At 42.3% G+C, this 24,796-nt stretch carries 22 protein-coding genes; 7 read left to right on the plus strand and 15 right to left on the minus strand.

Annotation, left to right across the window (positions count from 1 at the left end; all coding sequences use genetic code 11):
• The first annotated feature begins 35 nt into the window (after positions 1-35).
• The 3 genes from KVT11_RS06700 (at position 36) to modB (ending at position 3,443) form a co-directional block, all read left to right on the plus strand.
• Positions 36-1,886, plus strand: coding sequence for an LTA synthase family protein (locus tag KVT11_RS06700; protein ID WP_116306210.1), 1,851 nt, complete (start codon positions 36-38; stop codon positions 1,884-1,886).
• Positions 1,887-2,001: 115 nt separating this feature from the next.
• Positions 2,002-2,778 (plus strand): molybdate ABC transporter substrate-binding protein, encoded by a 777-nt coding sequence (modA, locus tag KVT11_RS06705; RefSeq protein ID WP_116306211.1) that lies wholly within the window; start codon positions 2,002-2,004, stop codon positions 2,776-2,778.
• A complete protein-coding gene (gene modB / locus KVT11_RS06710) occupies positions 2,778-3,443 on the plus strand; it encodes a molybdate ABC transporter permease subunit (protein WP_041507764.1) in 666 nt (221 codons plus the stop codon). Before modA ends, modB begins: the two co-directional genes overlap by 1 nt.
• A gap of 218 nt (positions 3,444-3,661) precedes the next feature.
• On the opposite strand, the gene KVT11_RS06715 is transcribed toward modB, so the two are convergent.
• The 7 genes from KVT11_RS06715 to KVT11_RS06745 form a co-directional block, all read right to left on the minus strand.
• Complete coding sequence (locus tag KVT11_RS06715; RefSeq protein WP_041507765.1) at positions 3,662-4,507, minus strand: aldo/keto reductase; 846 nt, start codon at positions 4,505-4,507, stop codon at positions 3,662-3,664.
• A gap of 68 nt (positions 4,508-4,575) precedes the next feature.
• Complete coding sequence (locus KVT11_RS06720; RefSeq protein WP_035389396.1) at positions 4,576-5,445, minus strand: ROK family protein; 870 nt, start codon at positions 5,443-5,445, stop codon at positions 4,576-4,578.
• Between the two features lie 63 nt (positions 5,446-5,508).
• A complete protein-coding gene (locus KVT11_RS06725; RefSeq protein WP_017359242.1) occupies positions 5,509-7,524 on the minus strand; it encodes a Na+/H+ antiporter in 2,016 nt (671 codons plus the stop codon).
• Between the two features lie 320 nt (positions 7,525-7,844).
• On the minus strand, positions 7,845-8,456 hold the full coding sequence (locus KVT11_RS06730) for a trimeric intracellular cation channel family protein (protein WP_007500242.1): 612 nt from the start codon (positions 8,454-8,456) through the stop codon (positions 7,845-7,847).
• A 344-nt stretch (positions 8,457-8,800) separates the two neighbouring features.
• Positions 8,801-9,214: a disulfide oxidoreductase gene (locus KVT11_RS06735; RefSeq protein WP_007500241.1), complete on the minus strand. Its 414-nt coding sequence runs from the start codon at positions 9,212-9,214 to the stop codon at positions 8,801-8,803.
• The gene (locus tag KVT11_RS06740) at positions 9,211-9,897 is read right to left on the minus strand and encodes a DsbA family protein (protein WP_017359241.1); all 687 of its coding nucleotides are present in this window, start codon (positions 9,895-9,897) and stop codon (positions 9,211-9,213) included. Before KVT11_RS06740 ends, KVT11_RS06735 begins: the two co-directional genes overlap by 4 nt.
• Before the next feature lie 146 nt (positions 9,898-10,043).
• Positions 10,044-12,143, minus strand: a complete 2,100-nt coding sequence (locus tag KVT11_RS06745) for a heavy metal translocating P-type ATPase (protein ID WP_046527721.1) — start codon at positions 12,141-12,143, stop codon at positions 10,044-10,046.
• A gap of 422 nt (positions 12,144-12,565) precedes the next feature.
• Here KVT11_RS06745 and KVT11_RS06750 point away from each other — a divergent pair, with 422 nt between their 5' ends.
• Genes KVT11_RS06750 through KVT11_RS06760 form a run of 3 tightly spaced genes read left to right on the plus strand, consistent with a single transcriptional unit; the run spans position 12,566 to position 15,133 of the window.
• On the plus strand, positions 12,566-13,309 hold the full coding sequence (locus KVT11_RS06750; protein ID WP_008347622.1) for a metal ABC transporter ATP-binding protein: 744 nt from the start codon (positions 12,566-12,568) through the stop codon (positions 13,307-13,309).
• On the plus strand, positions 13,309-14,181 hold the full coding sequence (locus tag KVT11_RS06755; RefSeq protein WP_007500236.1) for a metal ABC transporter permease: 873 nt from the start codon (positions 13,309-13,311) through the stop codon (positions 14,179-14,181). The genes KVT11_RS06750 and KVT11_RS06755 overlap by 1 nt, the downstream gene beginning before the upstream one ends.
• A 13-nt stretch (positions 14,182-14,194) precedes the next feature.
• Positions 14,195-15,133 carry a metal ABC transporter substrate-binding protein gene (locus tag KVT11_RS06760; protein ID WP_116306213.1) on the plus strand — a complete coding sequence of 313 codons (939 nt, stop codon included), beginning with the start codon at positions 14,195-14,197 and terminating at the stop codon, positions 15,131-15,133.
• Positions 15,134-15,171: 38 nt separating this feature from the next.
• Here the strand turns inward: KVT11_RS06760 and KVT11_RS06765 are convergent, their stop codons facing one another.
• Entirely contained in the window at positions 15,172-15,720 is a 549-nt protein-coding gene (locus KVT11_RS06765) for a hypothetical protein (protein WP_017359239.1), read from the minus strand.
• Between the two features lie 88 nt (positions 15,721-15,808).
• Between KVT11_RS06765 and KVT11_RS06770 the strand changes: the two genes are divergently transcribed.
• Entirely contained in the window at positions 15,809-16,417 is a 609-nt protein-coding gene (locus tag KVT11_RS06770) for a TetR/AcrR family transcriptional regulator (RefSeq protein ID WP_025207976.1), read from the plus strand.
• 220 nt (positions 16,418-16,637) lie between these two features.
• On the opposite strand, the gene KVT11_RS06775 is transcribed toward KVT11_RS06770, so the two are convergent.
• The 7 genes from KVT11_RS06775 to copZ form a co-directional block, all read right to left on the minus strand.
• Positions 16,638-17,570: a response regulator gene (locus KVT11_RS06775; RefSeq protein ID WP_039168273.1), complete on the minus strand. Its 933-nt coding sequence runs from the start codon at positions 17,568-17,570 to the stop codon at positions 16,638-16,640.
• The gene (locus KVT11_RS06780) at positions 17,567-18,883 is read right to left on the minus strand and encodes an ATP-binding protein (RefSeq protein WP_116306215.1); all 1,317 of its coding nucleotides are present in this window, start codon (positions 18,881-18,883) and stop codon (positions 17,567-17,569) included. Before KVT11_RS06780 ends, KVT11_RS06775 begins: the two co-directional genes overlap by 4 nt.
• A 117-nt stretch (positions 18,884-19,000) precedes the next feature.
• Complete coding sequence (gene aspA / locus KVT11_RS06785; RefSeq protein WP_007500224.1) at positions 19,001-20,446, minus strand: aspartate ammonia-lyase; 1,446 nt, start codon at positions 20,444-20,446, stop codon at positions 19,001-19,003.
• Between the two features lie 16 nt (positions 20,447-20,462).
• On the minus strand, positions 20,463-21,740 hold the full coding sequence (locus KVT11_RS06790; RefSeq protein WP_007500222.1) for a cation:dicarboxylate symporter family transporter: 1,278 nt from the start codon (positions 21,738-21,740) through the stop codon (positions 20,463-20,465).
• Between the two features lie 175 nt (positions 21,741-21,915).
• Positions 21,916-22,050, minus strand: coding sequence for a hypothetical protein (locus tag KVT11_RS21260; RefSeq protein WP_255234054.1), 135 nt, complete (start codon positions 22,048-22,050; stop codon positions 21,916-21,918).
• Complete coding sequence (locus tag KVT11_RS06800; protein WP_116306217.1) at positions 22,047-24,482, minus strand: heavy metal translocating P-type ATPase; 2,436 nt, start codon at positions 24,480-24,482, stop codon at positions 22,047-22,049. Before KVT11_RS06800 ends, KVT11_RS21260 begins: the two co-directional genes overlap by 4 nt.
• Positions 24,483-24,566: 84 nt before the next feature.
• Positions 24,567-24,773, minus strand: a complete 207-nt coding sequence (gene copZ / locus KVT11_RS06805; protein ID WP_008347645.1) for a copper chaperone CopZ — start codon at positions 24,771-24,773, stop codon at positions 24,567-24,569.
• Positions 24,774-24,796 lie beyond the last annotated feature (23 nt).

Genomic DNA, 24,796 nt, shown 5'->3' on the forward strand with positions numbered 1-24,796 from the left:
TGCAGCTGAATACAGAATGGTGAGGAGTTACATAAATGAAAGCGTTTTTCAAAAATCACTGGTTTTTAGTGTACTCCATCCTCTTTATGTGGATGAAAACATACATCATTTATCAATTCGGATTTCATATACGAACGGCCAATCTGTTTCACGAGTGGCTGCTTTTGATTAATCCACTTAGCTTTTTGCTCCCTTTGTTTGGGATTGCTCTTTTCTTAAATGAAACGAAACAAAAGGTCTTTTTATTGACCACAAATTTTATTTTGACAGCCATTTTGATATCGAATACGATCTTTTACGGTTTTTATATTGATTTCATTACCATTCCTGTCTTATTTCAAGCAAAGAACATGGGAGATATGGGCAGCAGTATGACTGAATTGTTTCATCCGCTATTTATACTCATGCTGATTGATTTTGTAGTGCTGGCATGGCTCTTAAAACGGAAACCGCTATCACCAAAAGCGTCTTTTAAGACGATCAAAACATACTATGTGGTTTGCTGCAGCTTGCTATTGTTCCATGTCAGCTCAGCTTTGATGGACCACCCTCGATTTTTGACAAGCTCGTATGATCGAGAAGTCATTGTACGCAACCTTGGGCTGTTTCAATTCCATTTGTATGACGGTGCCGCTCAAACAGCACGTATTGGTCAAAAAGCCTTTGCTGACGAAGATACACTTTCAACAGTGGCAAACTACACAAAAGCTGATTACAGTGCACCGAATGAAGACTACTTTGGACTTGCTAAAGGCAAAAATGTCGTGTTCATTTCACTTGAATCAACGCAGCAATTTGTCATGAATCAAAAGGTGAATGGACAATATATCACACCATTTTTAAATCAACTTGCCAAAAAAAGCTTCTATTTTGATGAATTTTATCAGCAGACAGAGCAAGGCAAAACGTCGGACTCAGAGTTTATCGTCGCAAACTCCCTCTATCCATCTAGCAGTGGCGCTGTCTTTTTCACAGCGAGTGACAACGAATATGACACACTGTACAAGCAATTGAAAAAAGAGAATTATCAATCCGTCCAATTTCATGCGAATAATAAAACGTTCTGGAATCGTGATGTGATGTATGAATCTCTTGGGATTGACCGCTTTTATGATGTCGATTCATTTGATGTCAATGAACAGAATTCGACTGGCTGGGGCTTAAAAGATATCGACTTTTTTGATCAATCCATCGATTATTTAAAAAAGCTGAAGACGCCTTATTACAGCACATTTATTACCTTAACCAATCACTTCCCATTTGAAATTGATCCAAAGGATCAGTTCATTGATGAATACGATTCGACTAGCACCATTTTAAACCGCTATGTGACCACCGTTCGCTATCAAGATGAAGCCATCAAAAGGTTCTTTGAACGAATGAAAGAAGAAGGACTATATGAAAATACAATGTTTGTCTTAATGGGAGACCACTATGGCATTTCAGAAGCACATCATGAGGCAATGGCAGAGCTGCTGAAGCAGGATGAAATCACACCGTTTGATGCGGTTAAACTGCAGCGGGTCCCTTTTTTGATTTACATTCCTGGGGTGACAGACGAGGCCCCTCAAACCATTTCTGAAACAGCCGGTCAAATGGATGTCAAACCGACACTTCTTCATTTACTCGGCATTGAATCAAAAGATTCTATTCAATTTGGAAATGACCTTTTCTCCAATGAGCGTACACCGTTCGCTGTGCTGAGAAATGGAAACTTTATTACGGATGATTATCTTTATACAAAGAACACGTGCTATGATCAAAAAACAAAACAACCTGTTGAAGAAGATGAAGTATGCCAGCCCTATATAGAAAAAACCAATAAAGAGCTGTCTCTATCAGATAAAGTGATCAACGGGAACTTACTACGTTTTTATCAGCATTAAAAGCTGCCCTCTGGCGGCTTTTTCTTTTCTCTTTTCCTGAAAGCCTATGAATGGTCAAATAAGTTTGATTATAATAAAGGATACACATGATGTTGAATGATAAAGAGGTGTGATCATGAAATATTTATTCTTAACCTTCGTCGCCATCTGTTTGCTCCTGACTGGGTGTCAAACGGAGTCGACGTCACCAGATCAAAGCAAAAAGACAGAACTTGTGATTTCAGCGGCGGCAAGCCTGCAGGATGCTTTGAAAGAGATTGAATCTGCCTATGAAGATGCTCATCCAAACGTGACACTCACGAATAATTTCGGGTCATCCGGCGCATTGAAGCAGCAAATCGCTCAAGGAGCAAAAGCGGATCTCTTCTTCTCAGCAGCTGTAGAGCCTTTTGATGATCTTGTTCAATCTGGCGACATCGATCAGGACCATACAAAAGATGCCATACAAAATGAGCTTGTCCTCATCGTGCCAAAAGAAGGTTCCTCTTCTATCAAAACCTTTCGCGATGTTGATCACATAAAAGGAAAGATAGCGCTTGGTACACCTGAATCTGTTCCTGCTGGTACATATGCAAAAGAGATTTTCACAAAACTGAATATATGGGACCAGGTGAAACAGAACGCTGTCTATGGCAAGGATGTTCGTCAAGTATTAAACTATGTCGAAACAGGAAATGTGGAAGCTGGTGTCGTGTATAAGACGGACGCGCTCGTTTCTCGCAAAGTAAAGATAGTAGATGAGGCAAATCAAGACATGCATTCCCCCATCATTTATCCTGTTGGCATTGTCAAACAGACCGATCACATGAAAGAGGCGAAAGCTTTTTTTCAATATCTCCAATCAGATCCAGCCGCAGCGATTTTTAAAAAGTACGGCTTTCAAGTGAAATAATGCCGATGCTGACCGAAGATTTTCTTTCACCTATCTGGCTGTCCGTACAAGTGGCTGCTTTCAGCGGATTATTGGCTGTCGTTTTAGGAACGTCCATTGGTTTTTGGATGGCCCGTACATCTTTCAAAGGAAAAATGATCGTGGAAACGCTCCTCATGATGCCGCTTGTCCTTCCGCCAACGGTCGTAGGATTTCTGCTGCTCGTTGCGTTCGGGAAGAACAGTGTGATTGGACAAGCGATTGAATGGATCTTCCATCAGCCTGTCATCTTCACTTATTGGGCAGCAGTCATTGCATCGACAGTTGTCGCATTCCCGCTCATGTATCAATCAGCGAAAGCTGGATTTTCTACGATTGAGTCAGACATTGAAGGTGCTGCAAAAGTTGATGGTGCGCATTCTTTTCAGGTTTTTGCCTATATTACCGTCCCACTCGCACTGCCATCTCTTCTCTCTGGTGCAGTTTTAAGTTTCGCAAGGGCGTTAGGAGAATTTGGAGCGACTTTAATGTTCGCTGGCAACATTCCTGGGAAAACGCAAACCCTCCCAACAGCCATCTATGTGGCGATTGATTCTGGACGAATGGAACTTGCGTGGGCTTGGACCATTTGTATTGTGATCCTGTCTTTCCTCATGCTGTTGGCTGTGCGCAGAAGCAGGAATTAAAAAATCCCCTTCTCAAAAAGAGAAAGGGATTCAGATTGTTGACAAAGGGCTAAAATTAAGTTCATTTTAGCCCTTTGTCTTCTTTTCAGCGTGATAGAAAACCTTTGCAGTCTAGGCATGACGAGTACTGACGCGGAGCGAATTTGACATTCGTGAGCAACAGCACGCACTGACAAAATATGCGAGGGTTTGTCTACACGCTGAGGGGATAATTTTATTTATTCAAACCCAACCGTCATCGTTTCTGGATTAGACCCGACACGTTCGTTATTATTAAGTGCATTGATTTTTTCCATGTCTTCTTGTGAAAGCTCGAAGTCAAAAATGTCGGCATTTTGTTTAATGCGATCTTCATTGATTGATTTTGGAATGGTGACAACGCCGCTTTGCAGATCCCAACGCAAGATCACTTGAGCCACAGATTTGTTGTATTGTGCTGCAATTTCCTTTAATACGTCATGATCCAAAAGCTTTCCTTGCATCAGCGGAGACCATGCTTCAATTTGAATGCCTTTTTCTTTCGCATATTGTCGTAATTCGACAAGTGTCAGTTTTGGATGAAACTCCACTTGGTTCACCGCTGGAACAACCTCCGCATCTTTTAACAGCTCTTCTAAATGCTGCACGTAGAAGTTGCTGACACCAATCGCTCTTACTTTTCCATCTTTATAAAGCTTCTCAAGCGCACGCCATGTCTCTTTAAATGTATCTGCATTTGGTCCAGGCCAATGAATCAAATAGAGGTCTAAGTAATCAAGACCGAGCCGGTTTAAGCTTGCGTCGCATGCAGCGAGTGCTTTGTCATATCCTTGATCTGTGTTCCATACTTTTGACGTAATGAACAATTCTTCTCTTTTTACGCCAGATTCTTTAATGGCTTTCCCTACGCCTGTCTCGTTTTTATAAACGGCAGCCGTATCAATGCTGCGATAACCGTTTCGTATGGCTGCTTTGACGGCATCAACCACTTGGTTGCCGTCCTCCACTTTGAATACACCTAAACCAAACCATGGCATTTCTACTCCGTTATTTAGTGTTACGGTATCATTCAAGCTTTTGACCATGTTAACAACCACCTTTTCATAGATTCCATCTTTTTCATTATCTCATGTTGCGTTTGAAAACTCTATTATCAGGCGTTTCTCTTCGCTTCAATCGCTAGCAGCAAAGCACCTGTCATACCTGCCTTGTCCTCAAGTCCAGGAGAGACAATGTATGTATCAAGCGGCGGCATGTCGACATAATCATTGACATACGCAGCCAGCTTCTCTCGAATGAGCGGAAATAGCTGTTTTTGCTTCATGACGCCTCCACCCATTATAATGCGTTCTGGGCTTAATATCAGCGTGTATTGCATTAATGCCTGTGCTAAATAATCTGCTTCAAGAGACCAAACTTCTTCTTCTTCGGTAAGCTCTTTAGCCGGCTTTCCCCACCTTGCCTCAATAGCTGGACCTGCCGCCAGTCCTTCTAAGCAAGTACCATGCGCTGGGCAGACACCTGCAAACTGATCTGATTCATGCTGCCTGACCAGGATGTGCCCCATTTCTGGATGTGAGTGACCGTGGAGAAGTTCATTTTTCACAACAGCCCCGGCACCAATCCCCGTACCGACCGTGATATACAGACAGCTGCTTAGCCCTTTGGCGGCCCCTTTTGTCAGTTCACCTAATGCTGCGGCATTGACATCTGTCGTAAAGGACACCGGTACGCCTAATTGTTTCTCCAGCTCAGGTATCAACGGGTAATGCTTCCATTCAACTTTCGGCGTATTCATGATGTAACCGTAAGAAGGATCGTCTTTCTGGACACAAATCGGTCCAAAGGAACCGACCCCTAATGCTGCAATTTCATGTTGCTGAAAAAATGGAATAAGTGATTGGATGGTTTTTTCCGGGTGCTCTGTTGGAATGGTTAATTCCTCTATGATATCCCCATGCTCATTACCAATGGCACAGCAGAACTTTGTTCCCCCAGCTTCAATCGCTCCGTAATATGTCATCCTGCCTCTCCCCCTGCTCGTCTCTTTTTTTCATCATAAAACATAGGGGAGAAGATGACAACATCATGTATTGGTCAGTAAGACTGCTTCCATGTCGTTGATATACTCCCTTAAATGATGGGCAATATCACGATTGATTTCGCCATTTTCATATAAGGTTTGGATTTCATTACGAATCGTCTGTACGGCTTGGAAGTTAAGCTCTTTCTTCTTCCGGTCAAACGTACGATCCTTTTGCTGAAAGAAAGAAGGACCATGTTCACAGCGGAATATCACTTGATTGTAAAACCCAATGACTTGATGACACGTTTGTTGATTGTCTTCGGTCATATGGTGCTTAATAGAATCCACCGCAGCTTCAGCCGTTTTCTTACGGATTTGTTTATACGATTCCTCGTTTTCTAATATGCCGCTTGAAATACGCTGATTCGGACGCCATAGTTGAAGCCATTGTAGTAAGCGCAGAAACTTCACTTTTGAGAAACGAATTTTAAAGGAGTTGGAATAGAGCATTTCCAACTCATGAAATCTCTCTTGCAGCTCATACGCTTCTTCTTTGTCGATTTTCTCTTCCTCGATCAACTGCTGAAGTTTCATCTGTTCTGCTTTAATGCCGTGCAGTCTGATTTTTCTCTCTTGTTTTCTCATACCAAACTGGTACGGTTCCCGCTGAATATTTCTCAGCTTCATTCGGTAATCATTGATGAGTGCAAGGGAGACTTCTCGATTGTCTTCATTCATTCCTTCTTTTAGAGTTTTAATGGCACTTCTCAGCAGCTTCCGTTTCGCGTGCTGAATCTTTGTATCTAAGTCCACATCCACTTGCTTATCTTTTTTCTCCGATAAAATAGGCAGCAGCACACTCGCTAAAATGAGTGTACATAAAATGACGCCTGCTGCGAGGAAAATAATTAAATGACGCTCAGGAAATGGTGATCCGTCTGCAAGCGTAAATGGGATGGAGAAAGCACCTGCTAATGTAACAGCACCACGAACACCAGAGAATGTCATCAGCATGGAAGCACGCAGCTTCGGTTTTTTCGCGTTCTTCTTTTTCGATACACTCCAGTTTCCTGCCCAGAACAGCCATACCCATAGGAATCTGAGAATCATCAGACAGAATGTAATGATTAAAATGTAACTGATGACCTGCATATTATTAAAGGCTTCATCTTGGAAAATGACGGTCGATACATCAGGAATTTGTAACCCAAGTAAAACGAAAACAAGGCCATTTAAAATAAATAAAATAATATTCCACGTGTTTGAAGAAGCAATTTGCAGTTTTGCTAAATTCGCTTCCATTCGGTCTTGCTCGATGGCATGTGTCACACCACCGGCAACAACGGCTAAAATGCCGGATACGCCAATTTCTTCCGCTGCTAAATAAATCACAAACGGCGTGAGGATTTGCAGGATGATGTGCATTGTGACATCGTCCATGCCTAAACGGCGGAGAAAGTAGCGAAAACGAATGATAAAAAACGACAGAATAAATCCAGTCAATAATCCGCCAGCAGCAATAAGAACAAAGCTAAAGGATGCCTCTGCAATGGAAAATGCCCCTGTAACCGTTGCTGCAATAGCAAATTTAAAGGCAACAAGTCCTGACGCATCGTTCATCAGCCCTTCGCCTTCCAGCAGTCTCATGATCCCCTTTGGCATATTCACACGGCTGGAAAGTGCACTTACAGCAACCACATCTGTCGGTGATAAAATCGCTGCAAGCGCAAATGCAGCTGGAAGTGGTATGCTTGGAATCATCCAATGGATGGTATATCCTGCGACAATGACTGTCGCAAATACGAGCCCTAAAGCTAATAGAAGAATGGGCGCTCTTAATTTCCACAGCTCGTCCCTTGGGGTACGCTTCCCATCATTAAATAACAGCGGTGCAATAAATAAAACGAAGAATAGCTCAGGATTTAAAGAAATATGTAAACCTGAAGGAAAAGCTGCGACCAATATCCCTAAACCCACTTGGATTAATGGAACTGGAATAAAGGGCAGAAAACGATTGATAATATTAGATGATGCAATGAGTGCTAGTAGTACGAGCACTGCCAAAAAAATCTCCACTAGTACATGTCCCTCCCATTTCATTTTTTCCGTCATGTTTTGCTTACATGCAAAGATGTGTTCATTTCTTTCAGATCCATCCGTTCGGTCATGAGCGTTTCTTTAGTATCCCGCAAAAAGCGAAACCAACACATAACAATCCATCTAGGCAAAAAAAGACTGAATCTACATATTCAGTCAAATGACAACATTTTCATCTCGTGTATTGTTCCAATGATGAATAAAGAACCTACTTTTATTTTACACGAAAACAGCTTGACCTGCTGACATCAAGCTCGAATAACACATAAAAAAAAGAGCGACATCGCCCTTTTTTCGTTTTACCCTTTATTTAAAAAATAAGACCTTGCGGGAAGCCGCCATTTGAATAAGTAGGAACAAACCCTGCATATGACGAGGATGACAAACAGCAGATATAAAGCAAGCTCTCCTTGCGCTAAGCCGAGTCCGACGAGTAAGCCGCCTAGGGCTGCCCATACTGCGTAAATCTCTGCTTTTAGCACAAGTGGCTTTCGTCCTGCTAATAAATCACGCACAATGCCGCCGCCGCTTCCAGTCAAAATGGCTGCCACAATGACCGCACTGAGCGGGAGCTCTCTTTGTACAGCAAATAATGCACCTTGAATCGCAAACGCTGCTAAACCGATCGCATCCGAGAAATTCCCCCACGTGCTCCAGTGCTTGAGCAAAAGCTTTGGAAATAGAAACACGATCGTAATGGATACAAGGGCAATGGTAAACATTTTGCCCTGCGACCATAAAGCAGACACCGGAAGACCAATTAATAGATTCCGAATCGCTCCACCGCCAAATGCTGTGACAATCCCTAAAATGTACACACCAAGAATATCGTACTCTTCCTCCATTGCGACAATCGCACCACTAATGGCGAATGCCACAATGCCAATAATACTTAACACTTCCCATGCCATTTTCCGCTTATCTCCTTACCATTGTCTGATCATCTAACACTCTCCCCTTAATGTATATCTGACACAAATGAAAAGCAATACAAATTTTCTTTAAATTTTATCTTTTTGCAAAAATAAAAAATAGCCTGCTTAAAAGCAGGCTCAGATTGTTGACAAAGGGATAAAATGATCTTGATTTTAGCCCTTTGTCTTCATTTCAGCGTGATAGAAAACCTTTGCAGTCTAGGAAGGACGAGTACTGGCGCGGAGCGAATTTGACATTCGTGAGCACCAGCACGCAGGACTGACACCGAATGCGAGGGTTTGTCTACACGCTGCAGCCTGCTTAAAAGCAGGCTATCTCCTCAATCTTCTTTTGCATTTAAAAGTAGCATACTAATGATGATCAGAATAAATGCAATAAGAGCTAAGAGTGGAATGGTGATAAAACCAAACCAGTTCAGATAATCAACGGAACAAGGAATACCGCTTAGACAAGGACGAATCGATGCAAAGCCTGGAATCTTTTGTTCCATATAATGATAGATGGAAAAGCAAGCACCAATTCCGGCCAAAGGGAGAACGTAGTACTTCACTTTGACATCGCCACGGAATGTAGCAATTCCAAGTAAAAGCACAAGCGGATACATGAAAATGCGCTGAAACCAGCACATATCACATGGAATAAACTTCTTTACTTCGCTTAAATACAGGCTGCTCATCGTCGCCACAATCGACACGATCCAAGCGCTGTATAAGTAAATCAGTTTATTCTTCATGATTTTTTCCCTTTCAGCTCTTGATCAATTAATTCTTTGATTTCATCATAGTCATAAAAGTTTTGGACTTGTTTATTGTTAATGAAAATAGTTGGTGTTGCATTTACTTTGTATTGATTCACCAGCTGATCATCTGTGTTCAACTGTGGCTGATATGTTTTCTTTGATAGGTTATCTTTCAGCTTGTCCGTATCAATTTTCGTTGTCTTCTTCGCCAATTCGGTGAGCTTTGCTGGCGTTACCCATTCTGCTTCACTATCTGGTTGTGCGTTGTAGACCGCTTCATGAAATGCCCAGAAGTTTTTCGGATCTTCTTTCCACACTTCTTCAGAAGCCAGTGCTGCTAATACCGCACCGTCCCCATGAACAGGCAGTGGTAAGTTAATAAATGAGAAGGATACATCGCCATTATCTATGTAGTCTGCTTTCAATTTTGGGAAAATGTCAGTCTCAAATGATTTACATGATGGACATTTGTAATCCCCAAACTCGACAACTTGCACTTTTGCCTTTTGATCTCCCATGACAGGCTGTCCTTTAATAGACGGCTTACTGTCGACTGTTTGTGCTTCTTGGCTGTTGTTGTTACCGATCACAACGAAAATACCGATGAGAAGAGCTGCAATGATGGTTAATATAACTGCAAACTTGATGGATGAAGATTGATTATTCTTTTTACTCACAAAAGCACCTACCTTATCTTTTTCATTCATTCCTTCACAAAGAAAAAGGATAACAGCTCAGGAAAATGCCATTATCCAACTTCTTCTATTTTAACAAGAGGGGGTCTATTATGAAAGACGCTATTCATGAATTTTTCCTTACAATTTTATTTCATGACCCTCATCGCATTTAAAACAGCCAGTACAGTGACACCAACATCCGAGAAGACGGCTTCCCACATTGTTGCAATACCGAATGCACCCAGTATGAGAAAGACGGCCTTCACCCCAAGAGCAAACGCAATATTCTGCCATACGATGGCTCTCGTTCTTTTAGCGACAGCAATAGCTTCCGCTACCTTTGATGGCTGATCTGTCATAATCACAATATCAGCCGCTTCAACTGCTGCATCCGAACCAAGTCCACCCATGGCAATACCTATATCCGCTCTTGCCAAAACCGGCGTATCGTTTATGCCGTCACCAACAAACAATAATTTGTCTTGAGATGCTTTTTTCTCATACATGTCTTCGATTTTGGCGACTTTATCCTGTGGCAATAATTCAGTGTGAACTTCGTCAATGCCGATCTGCTGTGCGACTGCATTTCCTACTTGCGAAGCATCCCCTGTAAGCATCACGGTTTGAATGCCCGCAGCTTTTAGAGAAGATATCGCTTCAACTGCATCGTCTTTTACTTCATCTGCAATCAAGATAGATCCCGCAAACTCATTGTCTATTGCTAAATACACAACCGTTCCGCTTCGTTTTTCTTTTTCAAAAGAAATGCCCTCTCGTTCCATCAGGCGATGGTTACCTGCCAATACATGGGCTCCGTGAATTGTCGCTTTGATCCCATGACCCGCAATATCCTCGTAAGATTCGATTTGACTCTCATCAAGAGACGCTCCGTAAGCCGCTTTAATCGATTCCGCAATCGGATGAGAAGAATGTGCTTCTGCCAGTGCCGCAAAAGAAAGCAATTCCTCTTCTGACCATTTCTCATTCGCTGCTTCGATATGAGTGACTGTAAAGTTTCCTTTTGTCAAAGTACCTGTTTTATCAAACACCGCATAGCGCACAGAGTTTAAGGCTTCTAAGTAGTTACTGCCTTTCACTAAAATGCCTCGTTTTGATGCGGCACCAATCCCGCCAAAGAAACCTAATGGAATGGATACAACGAGAGCACATGGACACGAAATGACAAGAAAGACAAGTGCCCGGTACACCCAATCAGACAATTGAGCTGATGGGATGAGAAGCGGTGGTACAAAGGCAAGCAATAAAGCTAGCACGACCACAGCAGGTGTATAATATTTAGCGAACTTTGTGATAAAGTTTTCTGTCTGCGCTTTACGGCTGCTTGCATTTTCGACTAAATCCAAAATCTTCGTAACCGCTGACTCACTGAGCTCTTTTTGCACTTCAATTTCAAGAATGCCGTTTTGGTTCACAAATCCAGCAAGCACTTCTTTTCCTGCTTCCACATCTCTTGGAACAGACTCCCCAGTTAGTGCAGAGGTATCCACAAGAGAATAACCGTCTATCACACGTCCATCCAAAGGAATTTTTTCACCTGGTTTGACAACAATACGGTCACCCGCTTTGACTTCTTCCGGCTTTACCTTTTTTGTTTCTTGCCCCACTTTGAGGTTTGCGTATTCTGGACGGATATTCATTAATTCGCTAATTGATTTTCTAGAGCGGTTCACAGCTGCCCCTTGGAACAGTTCTCCAATTTGGTAAAACAGCATGACTGCCAATGCCTCAGGATACTGCTGAATCACAAAAGCACCAACTGTAGCTATGGTCATTAAGAAGTTCTCATCAAATACTTGACCGCGCACAATATTTTTCAGCGCTTTCAGGACAACATCTCCGCCAACGAGTAAATACGCGGCGAAAAACATGATGAACTTCAGTAAGCCATTGTCAGGTATAAAATAAGCCGCCGTTCCAATGACTGCACCACCAATTAATTTCAGTACAATCGTTTTTAAATTCTTTGTTCCATGATCGTGATCGTGGTGATGTCCTTCTTCTTTTGGTGATACACTCACATGAGGTTCAATGGACTGAACGGTTTTTTCAATACGCTTTGACATCGTTTCTTGTGCATCAGCATGTGTCACAGTTAATGTACCCGTCGCAAAATTAATTGAGCAGGCTTCAACCCCTTCGAGTTTGCTGACACCTGTTTCAATTTTACGTGCACAGTTTCCACAATCGAGACCGCTTAATACGTATTCATCCTTCATCTTTTTCATGTTCTCACCTTTTTCTATATAAGTAGCCTTCCCTGATTCAATCAAACCTATCAGCTGCTGTAGATATTATATATGAGCACATATTCATATATTGAATTACCCTTATTATATGAGGAGTTCTTACAAACTGTCAATCATTTATAAGCAAATGTTTGAGATTTTTCGTATTCAAGGATGTCACGTGAATTTTCAATAATCCATGCTCATGTCCCCTCTTCGTTGCATAACATAAAAACGATCGCTTGATGGGAATATTCAGCATTTCTCTTTACAAAAGAAGGACATACGATTAGAATAAGATAAAAGTTTCCTTAAGGAAACAAATTAGCGTTAGAGAATCATTTCATCCTTTAGTCAAAATTATTAAATGTATGCATATATTTTTAGGAAACGCAATTGATGATCGAAAGGGGCCGCAAGAGATGTCAAACGCTTTAACAATCGACCGCCTGTATGTCTCATACCACGGACAGGATGCACTAGAAAACGTCTCTCTTTCCATACAGGAAGGAACGATGACTGGAATCATTGGTCCAAATGGTGCTGGTAAATCGACTTTATTGAAAGCATGTTTAGATTTAATTGAAAAGGATCAAGGGGATATTCGTTTTTTTGAACAACCCTTTAAACAAGTGAGAAAACAGATCGCCTATGTACCGCAAAGAAATGATCTAGACTGGACGTTTCCTATCCATGTGCTGGATACCGTACTGCTTGGCACATACCCAAAGCTCGGATTGATCAAACGACCGAAAAAAGAAGACCGTGCCTATGCGTACCATTGCTTAGAAAAGGTCGGGATGCAGGACTTTGCCAAAAGACAGATTGGGGAATTATCTGGCGGTCAGCAGCAGCGTGTCTTCCTTGCGCGAGCACTCGCTCAAAACGCACAGCTCTTTTGTTTAGATGAACCATTTGTCGGAATTGATATGGCAAGTGAAGAAACGATGATCGGCATTTTGAAGGAATTACGAGATGAAGGAAAAACCATTCTGGTCGTCCACCATGACTTAAGTAAAGCCGATGATTACTTCAGCCATCTCGTTCTTCTAAATAAAAAGCTGGTCAAAGCAGGGCCTGTACATGATATTCTTCGTCCTGAGGTCATGCTCCAAGCATACGAAACACAACTGCCATTTTTAAAATCAGCAGGAGGAGACGCGTAATGGAATTCTTAACCGGACTTTTTGAATATGCGTTTTTACAAAAAGCGTTATTTACATCCGTTATGGTAGGGATCATCTGCGGCGTCATTGGCTGCTTTATCATTTTACGGGGAATGGCTTTGATGGGAGATGCGATTTCACACGCTGTACTTCCAGGTGTCGCCATCTCTTATATGCTCGGCATTAACTTTTTCTTTGGTGCGGTTCTAACTGGTGTACTGACAGCCATCGGCATCGGATATGTCAGTCAAAACAGCCGCATTAAAAATGATTCTGCCATCGGCATCGTATTCACTGCTTTTTTTTCCATTGGGATCATTTTGATTACATTTTTGAAAAGTTCCAGCGATTTATATCATATCTTGTTTGGAAACGTACTAGCCGTTCGTTCATCTGATATGTGGATCACGCTTGGCATTGGCATTTTCATTTTGCTGGCTGTCATTGTTTTCTACAAAGAACTGCTCATTAGTTCATTTGATCCAGTGATTTCTTCGGTTTACGGTTTACCGAATCGCATGATCCATTATTTCCTCATGACCTTATTGACCTTAGTGACCGTGGCGTCTCTGCAAACTGTAGGTATTATTCTTGTTGTTGCAATGCTTATTACACCAGCTGCCACCGCTTATTTACTGACAGACCGGCTATGGATCATGATTTATTTATCTGCTTTTTTTGGAGCAGTTTCAGCCGTCGTAGGACTTGGGCTCAGCTTTACGTATAACTTATCGTCTGGTGCTTCCATTGTGCTGGTCGCGACCATATTATTCGGCAGTGCCTTTATCTTTTCACCGAAACAAGGGATATTGTGGAGATCCTTAAAATCGAAGCGAAAACGAACACAGTTAAAAAAGGAAGCGTCTATGTAAAAGGAGGACATATATGAAGAAGGTATTAGCAATCCGTTTGGCCGCAGTATGTATCGCCCTTTTGGTCATCGCAGGCTGTTCTACTCAGCAAAAGAGTTCCGGAAAAGATGACGGTACATTAAAAGTTGTCACGACCTACTCCATTCTTTATGACATTGTGAAGGAAGTAGGCGGACAGCATGTCTCTATTCACAGCATTGTTCCCATTGGTACAGACCCACATGAATTTGACCCACTACCAAAGGATGTTCAGTATACGACGGATGCAGACCTTGTTCTATCTAATGGCTTGAACCTTGAAACAGGGAATGGCTGGTTTCAAAAACTGCTTGAATCGAGCGGCAAGGACGGAGCTGATGCACCTGTAGCCGAGCTGAGTAAAGGCGTCAAAGTGAAGCATTTGTCTTCAAAAGGGCTTGAAAGCCAGCAGGACCCACACGCATGGCTGAATGTCGAGAATGGGATTCTTTATGCGCAAAATGCCAGAGATGCACTCATTCAAGCAGATCCTGAGCATAAAGAGGATTACGAGAAAAATGCTGAAACCTATATCAAAAAGCTTCAAACGCTTCACAATGAAGCAAAAGATAAGTTTGATCAGCTGCCAAAAGACAAAAAACTCCTTGTCACAAGCGAAGGGGCATTCAAATATTTTGCGGATGCGTATGGACTGAAAGCCGGCTACATTTGGGAGATCAACACAGAAAGTGAAGGAACACCTGGACAAATGAAGCGCATCATTCATTTTGTTAAAGACCATCAAGTTCCTGCCCTTTTTCTTGAAACAAGTGTAGATAAGCGCAGCCTTGAAAGCCTATCTGAGGAAACCGGAGTTCCGATTAAGGGGAAAGTATTTACGGACTCTATTGGCAAAGAAGGTGAAGATGGGGACAGCTACTATAAGATGATGAAATGGAATATTGACACCATTTACAAAGGATTGTCCTCATAGCAAAAAGACAGGTGGAATGAGTCCGCCTGTCTTTTTTGTCAACCTGCTATATTTTCTGGGTGTTTTTTCGGCCAAATGACGTAGCTGATGCTAATGACGAAATCAATGGCTAAGACCATCCCCCACACACTGACAAGCTGCATCAGAGATTCCGTTCGTTCTGGTGCTTGGATGAGATAGGTCAATCCATATAACAGCCCCGCTCCGATGACATAAGAGATGAAATGACGTGTCCAGCCCACCATTTCATACAAAGACCGCTCCTTCCCGTACTTTGGTTTCCCCTTTGGCTTAGGACCACCTGCAAAACGATAAGCAAACCGGGCATCTGCCCATTTCACCATTTGATGTCCAAAGGCCAGACTCACACCAATATAGACAGCCGCAAGCCCGTGAATGACGCTCGCCACAGCCCCTTGCTTTAAATCTATATAAGTAGCCGCAAGAAGGATGAGATCTAAAACCGGCGTACAGACAAGAAAGAAAGCACCCCATTTTTTCTGTTTAAATACATAACGCAGTGTTAAGCCCATAAGAATAAACAGCCAAAAACCAATTTCACATGCCACAATCAATAAACCGACCAATTTCCCCACATCCTTTTTAACACGATTGTATTAAATAAAAAATAACACAACTGTGTTAAAAAAACAATAGCTGTGCTAAAATCAAGGTATGCCAAAAATCGTCGATCACCATAAACAAAAACAAAAGGTCGCTCAAGCTGCTATGAGAGTGATTAAACAAGAGGGATTGGAAAGCGCTTCTGTACGAAAAATAGCCGTTGAAGCTGGCATTTCAGCCGGCTCTATGCGTCATTATTTTTCCACACAGCAAGAATTATTTCTATTCTCCATGAATTTAATTCAGGAAAGAGTGAAGGAGCGAATTGCTAAGCTTCCATTAAACGGTTCAACAGAGGAAAATGTATTCACATTATTGGAGCAGGTTCTTCCACTAGACGAAGAACGAATATTTGAAATGGAGGTGTGGCAGGCTTTTACAGTCAAGGCACTGACTGAACCAGATTTACAGCCGCTCAATGCAAAGATGTATGACGAGCTTTTTCAAACCGTTCAATTTTGCTTAATGAAATTGAAAGAGGATGAGCTACTGCTAGATCATCTCGATCTTTTATTAGAAACTGAGCGGCTTTATGCGGTCATCAATGGGCTTGCATTGAATGGAATCGTACAGCCCCATCGTTTACCGCCTCAGCTCATGCGCTCCGTGCTACAGATGCATCTTCAATCCATCACAAAAAAAGACATGCCCTCCTTATAGAGAGCATGTCTTCAGATTGTTGACAAAGAGCTAAAATGAACTTTATTTTGGCTCTTTGTCTTCTTTTCAGCGTGATAGAAAACCTTTGCAGTCTAGGAAGGACGAGCATTGGCGCGGAGCGAATTTGACATTCGTGAGCACCGAAGCGCAGGACTGACACCGAATGCGAGGGTTTGTCTACACGCTGAGACATGCCCTCCTTATAGAGAGCATGTCTTTTTTAATCTTCCATAAAAATACGTTTCGCCTCGTAATAGAGCACCTGTACAAATTTCTTCACATTGATACGTGTGTGCTCTTCTCTTCCACTTGTCTCTTTTGTGAGTTCACTCATTTTCTTACGCACAATGGTAAAATCGAAAAATTTTGATGCATAGTTTTCAAAGGTTGGGTGAGAAAAATCGGTTAACCCGAGCGAGGCGATGTGTTTCAATGATTGGTTGATCGCACGTCTTACCCGCTGTTCCGCTGCTTTTGCTTCTCTTGCGATATCTGCTGATGTAAAAGGTTCGTTTAATTTATCCTCTGTGATGCCAGTGAAAATCACTTTTAATGAAGGAAAAGAGTCGTGCTGATCGGCATGTAACGCTAAATACTGATCTGTGAAAAGAATCATATCTAGTAAATCCTTAGACCCCTTTTCACCAACAATCCCAAGCTCCGCGAGCAAAAACTGACCTGCCTCTGCAAGACTTTTCCCGCGCTGCTTCGTTTTTGTCTGTCCGCGCTGCTGGAACTGCATGACCGATTTGAGCGAATGCTGAATATTTTCAATCGAGTGCTCTAAATGCAGCCGCTCAATCATGAGATGGAGCACACTTAAGACCTCTACTCGATTGATCGGCTTTGTCACATAATACTCGACACCGAGTGTATATGCCTGGCCGATGAGTTCCTTTGTTTCTACCTGTGACAGCATTAAATATTTCCCATGAAATTCATCTTTGATCGCTCGAATCGTCTCAAGACCGTCCCTTTCCGGCATCAGAAGATCAATACACAAGATATCAATATGCAAATCATTTAAGTAGCTCGCTGTTACTTCAGCACCATCCTCTGCTTCCCCTGCCACAATGCCAAGCTCTTCATCTTCAATGAGCTGTGCCAGTGAAGAACGAACGGCTTCATCATCATCAACAATAAAAAATCTCATCTCCCATTCCCCTCTTTTCTGCTGACTTGATCAATTGGTATCGTTAAAGTGAACATCGTTTGTTGATTTGGGATACTCTTCATTTCAACACTTCCGCCAAGCTTCTCGGCTGTGTCTTTCACATAGGAAAGACCGATGCCGCTTGATGGGTTCCCGGCTTGGTCGTATTTTAAAGTGAAGCCCGGTTTAAAGATCACATGATGGTTACGCTCTTTAATGCCTGGACCGTTGTCACTGATTTGAAAAATTACATCATTCTCTTTCCGCGAAATGGATAGTGATACCTCTCCATTTACTAGAATCGCTTCAACGGCATTGGATACAATGTTATTTAATAAAGATAGAATGGTATACACATGATAAGCAGGGTGCTGTCCTTCTTCATCATAATGAAAAACGATGTGTTTTTTAAGAGATTCCGCGTAATTTTCATGGATACGAATCACAAGTCCAGCGATATGAGCAGGACTTGCATACTCCTGAAAGTTTTCCTCATGAATCAGTTTTGATAAAGCAGAAAAAATCCGCTGATTGTCCTTTTTGATTTCGTGTACCTCACCTGCAATTTGCAGGGCTGTTTTCCCGAGCTTTTTCAAATCTAATGATTCCGTATCCTTTGCATGATGCAGAGATTGATACAATTGATATGAAGTAGCTGTAATGTGCTCAGCATGTGCAAGGGTTTTATAAAAATATGTAGATTCCGTATAAAGATTTGACAGCAGCATCAGCAGGTGTTCCTTTTCCTTCTTCATTTGGCGCTCTCTCGCCTGTTCTTCGTATAATCGAATCATCGTATAACAAGCCAATACGAAAAAGCTTCTGAAAATCGCCAATACAAATAGTTGAAACAGCGTTCTCACTGTTAAAATTTCATCAATGGCTCCCCTGAGTGCAATCATTTCAACTACACTTGCGCATAGTTCCATGATGATCCCTGTCGCCCCAATCAGCCAAGGCTTATCACGGAAACGTCTGACCTGTAATACATAAAAAAGCGTACCATAGACGACGTAATACAGCAGGGAAGGAAATCTTAAAGAAACGGCCTCTTCCAGCGCTAAGTGGCCTGACACAGCGGTATCAAGAAGCACCCGGAATGCAAACACTGATCCCCCCGCAATGATGCCGCTTGCCCATGCCGGGAATTTTTTCATTTGAAGCAGGATAAAGAAAAAGACAACGGTTCCAAAGCTGACCCGAAAGCTATCCTCAAATGGATAAAATTTCAGCTCTCCCCCAATCGGAGTCAGAACAATGAGCATGATAATTAAATAAGGCTCTGTATTCAACCATTTTTTCAGTAGATTCAAACGCAGTCACATCCCTAATAATTGACGATAGTATACTATGTGAGCTTCAGAAAAACAAACAGTCCATGAAAAAACGCACACCGGACATTTGTCGGTGTGCGCTTCTCATGATGCCGCTTAATCTTCTAAACGATCCTTTTCTAAAAGTGATGCGCCAGCAATACCTGGTTTCGTCATTTCAAAAGGATTTAAGATGATATCAAGCTCTTCCTCTGATAACACATCATTTTGCAGACAAAGCTCACGTACAGATACGCCTGTAAGTATCGCTTCTCTCGCAATTCGTGCAGCAGCTTCATAACCAATATGCGGATTGACCGCCGTCATGACACCAGCACTCTTTTCTACATATTCTTTTAATCTAGATTCATCTGCTTTTAGGTCACGCAAGCAGTTATCGACAAAGGATTCAAATACATTTTTCATCATGCTGAGAGACTGTAGTAAGTTAAATATTAAAACTGGCTCCATGACGTTCAGTTCAAGCTGACCAGCCTCTGATGCAAGGCAGATCGTGTGGTCATTTCCAATGACTTGGAATGCCACTTGGTTCATGACCTCAGGCATCACTGGGTTGACTTTCCCTGGCATGATAGATGAACCTGGCTGTCTCGGCGGCAAATGCAGCTCACCAAAGCCTGCTCTAGGACCTGAAGCCATCAAACGAATATCGTTTGCCATTTTGGACATATTCATCATACATACTTTCAGTGCAGCTGATACTTCTGTATAAGCATCTGTATTTTGCGTAGCATCGACCAAATCTTCTGCTCCAACTAACGGCAATCCGCTAATGTCAGCTAGATAACCAACGACCTGGCGAATATATTTAGGATCAGCATTCAGTCCTGTTCCAACTGCAGTTGCGCCCATATTGACTTCATATAAATGCTGTCTAGACTGCTTGATTCGTTTAATATCACGAGCAAGAACCTTTGCATATGCACTAAACTCTTGACCAAGTCTGATTGGAACAGCGTCCTGAAGATGCGTACGTCCCATTTTGATGACATGATCGAATTCTTGCGCTTTTTCTGTCATGACTTGATGCATGTTTTCCATCGTATAAAGTAGTTTTTCAATCATATTCAATGTTGAAATATGAATCGCTGTTGGGAAAACGTCGTTTGTTGACTGCGACATGTTCACATGCGTGTTTGGACTTAGCTCAGTATAAGCGCCTTTTTCCTTTCCTAGTAGTTCAAGCGCTCTGTTTGCAATGACTTCATTGGCATTCATATTCATTGAAGTGCCAGCCCCGCCTTGAATTGGATCGACAATAAATTGATTATTCCATTTTCCTTCAATCACTTCATCTGCGGCTTGAACAATTTTTTCTCCAAGACCAGCATATAGTCGCTTTGTATCCATATTTGCAAGTGCGGCTGCCTTTTTGACAATCCCTAGTGCTTTGATGAGTTCCTCATGAACATGGTAGCCAGTAATTGGAAAGTTCTCTACTGCACGTAATGTTTGAATTCCATAATACGCTTGAGTGTCTACTTCCTTTTCACCTAGAAAGTCTCGTTCGATACGAACTTGCTTGTCCTGTAGCTTCGTCATTTGAAAAGATCTCCTTTTACGCTGCTTTTGTTTGTTGTTTTAATTCCTCAATATACTTCTTCGATTTCTCTTGATCAAACACTTTTTCCCACTTAGACATGACAATGGCTGCAAGTGAGTTACCAAATACGTTAACAGTTGTACGAACCATGTCAAGGATACGGTCGATCCCAACGATGAAGGCAAGTCCTTCAAGAGGAAGTCCCATTGCTCCAAGTGTTGTGATGACAACAACGATCGATGCACCTGGTACACCAGCCATTCCTTTTGATGTGAGCATTAAGATTAATAGTAACGTAATTTGCTCATAGATGGAAAGAGGCATGCCGTACATTTGTGCAACAAATATGGCGGCAATGGATTGATAAATGGCACTTCCATCTAAGTTAAAGGTATAGCCTGTTGGGATAACGAACGACGTGATCGCTTTCGGGCATCCGAACTTCTCCATTTTGTCCATTAATCTAGGCAATACAGCTTCTGAACTTGCTGTTGAGAATGCAAGAATGATTTCTTCTTTTAACACTCTAAATAGTGTAAAGACGCTTGTTCCAGCTAATTTTGCGATAATGCCAAGTACGACAATCACGAAGAATGCCATTGTGCCGTAAACGACAAGTACCAGTTTACCTAGCGGGAGAAGCGCTCCGACCCCGAATTTGATCACCGTCACACTGATGAGCGCGAATACACCAAATGGTGCAAACTTCATCACTTTATTGGTCACCCAGAACATTGCTTCGAGTATCCCCTCAAAGAATCCTAACACTGGTTTTCCTTTGTCTCCAACTGCTGCAATTCCTAATCCGAATAACACTGTAAAGAAGATTGTTGGTAATAGATCACCTTCTGCAATGGATTGGAACACGTTTGTTGGCACAAGATGCACAATCGTTTCAGAGAAACTAGCTTTTTCGGCAGAAGACTTAGATGTCTCTTCATATTTAGAGATATCGCCTTTCTCCATGTTGCTCATATCAATTCCTGTACCAGGATGGAAAACGTTTGCTGCAAGCAGTCCAACTGCTAATGCAATCGTTGTCACAATTTCGAAGTAAAGAATCGTTTTCCCACCGAGTCTTCCGATGGTTTTCATATCGCCTACACCTGCAACAGCTACAATCAATGCAGCAATAACAATTGGAAGAACGATCATTTTAATTAAGTGGATGAATATATCGCCAATTGGCGTTAACACATTAATAACGGTTTCATTTTGATAAAACAGCGCTCCTACGACAACACCCAAGACAAGTGCGATGAGTATTTGAGAAGCTAACCCTAACTTTTTCATACGTGGACCCCCTTTTTTTGATAACGCTTTCTTTGTTGCTTAATCGCATCTTAACGATGAACCTACAAAAAACGACAAAAAGGAACAAAAAGAAGTGAATTTTTTATGAAAAATCTTTTAAAAGGTGGGTTTTTCCACAAAATTGTTAAAAAAAGACTTCGCTTTTGGCGAAGTCTTAATGTTGCTGCATCTGTTCAACTGGCGACTCTTGATGTGGAGAAAATTTGTCATAAACAGCATAACCAATCAGTACAAGCGCCACATAAATCACAGCACTCAACGTCCACACCCATTTGACATTCAGCTTCATTCTGCCACACCCTCTCTGACAGGTTTCAACCGCTGTAATCTTAGTGCGTTCAGTACAACCGATACAGAACTAAAGGCCATTGCGGCTCCTGCAAGCCATGGCGCCAGGAACCCAAATGCAGCGATCGGTATACCAATACAATTGTAAGCAAGTGCCCAAAATAGATTCTGTTTAATGTTTCTCATCGTTTTTCTGCTAAATTCAAGTGCATCTGCAATGGCATGGAGATCTCCTGTCATGAGCGTAATATCTGCCGCTTCCATGGCAACATCTGTACCTGTTCCGACAGCCATCCCGATATTTGCTGTTGCAAGGGCAGGGGCATCATTAATGCCGTCTCCAACCATCGCCACTTTTTTTCCTTGTTTCTGAAGCGCTACAATATGAGCCGCTTTTTCCTCTGGAAGAACTTCAGCGATGACATGATCTATGCCTGCCTCACTCGCAATCGCTTCTGCTGTGCGCTTGTTATCTCCTGTCATCATCACGACGTGAATCCCTTGCTCTTTGAGACGAGCGACCGCTTGAGAAGAAGACGATTTGATTGTATCAGCAACGGCGACAATACCTGCTGGCTCGCCGTCAATGGCAATGAGCATCGCCGTTTTCCCTTGTTCTTCAAGCTCAGTCACAACTGTTTCTAGTGCTTCGCAGCTGATATGATGTTTCTTTAGGAGTTTCCGTGTGCCAATCAAAAGCTCATGTCCGGCAGCTCTTGCTTCAATTCCATGACCAGGATCTGCTTGAAAAGCTTCTACCTCGACCGCTTGGAGACCCCGAGTCTTCATGCCATCTGTAATCGCTCTGGCAAGTGGATGCTCTGACTGCTGTTCTGCCGATCCTGCTAACTGAAGCAGCTTATCTTCTGTCCAATTGGCAGACGCAATCACATCTGTAAGACTCGGCTCCCCTTTTGTCACAGTCCCTGTTTTATCTAGCACTACTGTATCTAGTGATTGGGTTACCTCTAAGTGTTCTCCGCCTTTAAACAAAATCCCTGATTCAGCTGCCCGGCCGCTGCCTGCCATAATAGAGGTCGGTGTAGCAAGACCAAGCGCACAAGGACATGCGATGACGATGACCGCTATAAAGGTTTCAAGTGCAGATGTCACATTCCCTGGGTCAACAAAGAAAAACCAAATCAGAAAAGTGAGTACAGCCAATCCTACAACAATGGGGACAAATATCCCTGAAATTTGATCTGCCATTCTTTGAATTGGTGCTTTTGAGCCTTGCGCTTGTTCGACGACTCGAATGATTTGTGAAAGAGCCGTTTCTTTTCCTACTTTTGTTGCTTTCACTTTCACAAATCCATTTTTATTGATGGTTGCCCCGATGACTGTATCTCCTGTGGTTTTATCAACTGGCAGACTTTCTCCTGTAATCATCGATTCGTCGATCGCTGTTGTTCCTTCGATGATTTCTCCGTCTACCGGGACTTTTTCACCCGGCTTGACGAACACAAAATCATTCACTTTCACTTCAGAAATAGGAACGGTCATTTCTTTCCCATCTCGCTCTATCACAGCTTCTTTCGCTTGTAAGCCCATCAGTTTTTGAATCGCTTCTGATGATCTCCCTTTCGCTCTTGCTTCCATTAACTTTCCGAGCACAATCAACGTAATCAGCACAGCACTCGTTTCATAATAGAGGCCCGCCTCATGTGTACCTTGAACCGCTGACTGAATACTTTCATATAAACTATAGAAAAAAGCAGCTGATGTCCCTAATGCCACAAGGACATCCATATTGGCACTTTTATTTTTCAACGCTTTATAAGCACCTACATAAAAAGGCCAGCCGACAATGAACTGGACGGGCGCTGCTAATGCGAGCTGAACCCATGGATTCATAAACGCTTCTGGCAACCAAATAAACGATGTGAAAGAAAAATGACTGACCATTGCCCAAAGAAGAGGCAATGACAAAATCATCGAGAACAAAAAGCGTGCCGTTTGTTTCTCAATCGCTACTTGGCGATGGTCTTTTTTCCCTTCCTCTGCATGCTCTTCGGCTGGTTCGATTAATGAATACCCAATGGATTTCACAGCCTCTTTTATGTCACTTGGAGATATTTGCCCTGGATGATACGTCACCTGAAGTGTCTCAAGCGCAAAGTTCACTGACCCTTGATCAATACCCTCCATCCGGTTGACTTTTTTCTCAATTCGGTTTGCACAAGCAGCACACGTCATTCCCTCTATATCAAATTCGGCTTGTTCCATCACCACATCATAGCCAAGAGATTGAATTTTTTGTTTTAGATCCTCTGCTGTGAGTTGTTCTGTTTCATACACAATGTGGGATGTTTCAAGCGCTAAGTTCACACTGGCGGCGTCCACACCTTCCAACCTGTTCAAGCCCTTTTCAATGCGGCCTGCACAGGCGGCGCAAGTCATTCCCGTAATTTGAAAATCAATTTCTTTTTTCATTTATCTCACCTCTCCACATACTCCATGGGGGTATTGTTATTTTTAAAAAAATACGTGCTGTCTTATGCAGCACGTATGCTCATTTTATACGACATCATATCCCTGTTCTTCAATGACATCAGAGATCTGGTGTAACGTGATTTGATCTGAGTGAAAGGAAACCTCCACCTGACCCTTATCTAAATGGACTTTCACAGATTCAACACCTGCTAATTCTCCTACATTTCCTTCGACTGCTTTCACACAATGTCCGCAAGACATGCCTTGCACTTGTAGTGTTGCTTGTTCCACTTCTCATCGCCTCCATCAATCAT

This window comes from Bacillus sp. GbtcB10, assembly GCF_019091365.1.
In the GTDB taxonomy this organism is placed as follows: domain Bacteria; phylum Bacillota; class Bacilli; order Bacillales; family Bacillaceae; genus Bacillus; species Bacillus altitudinis.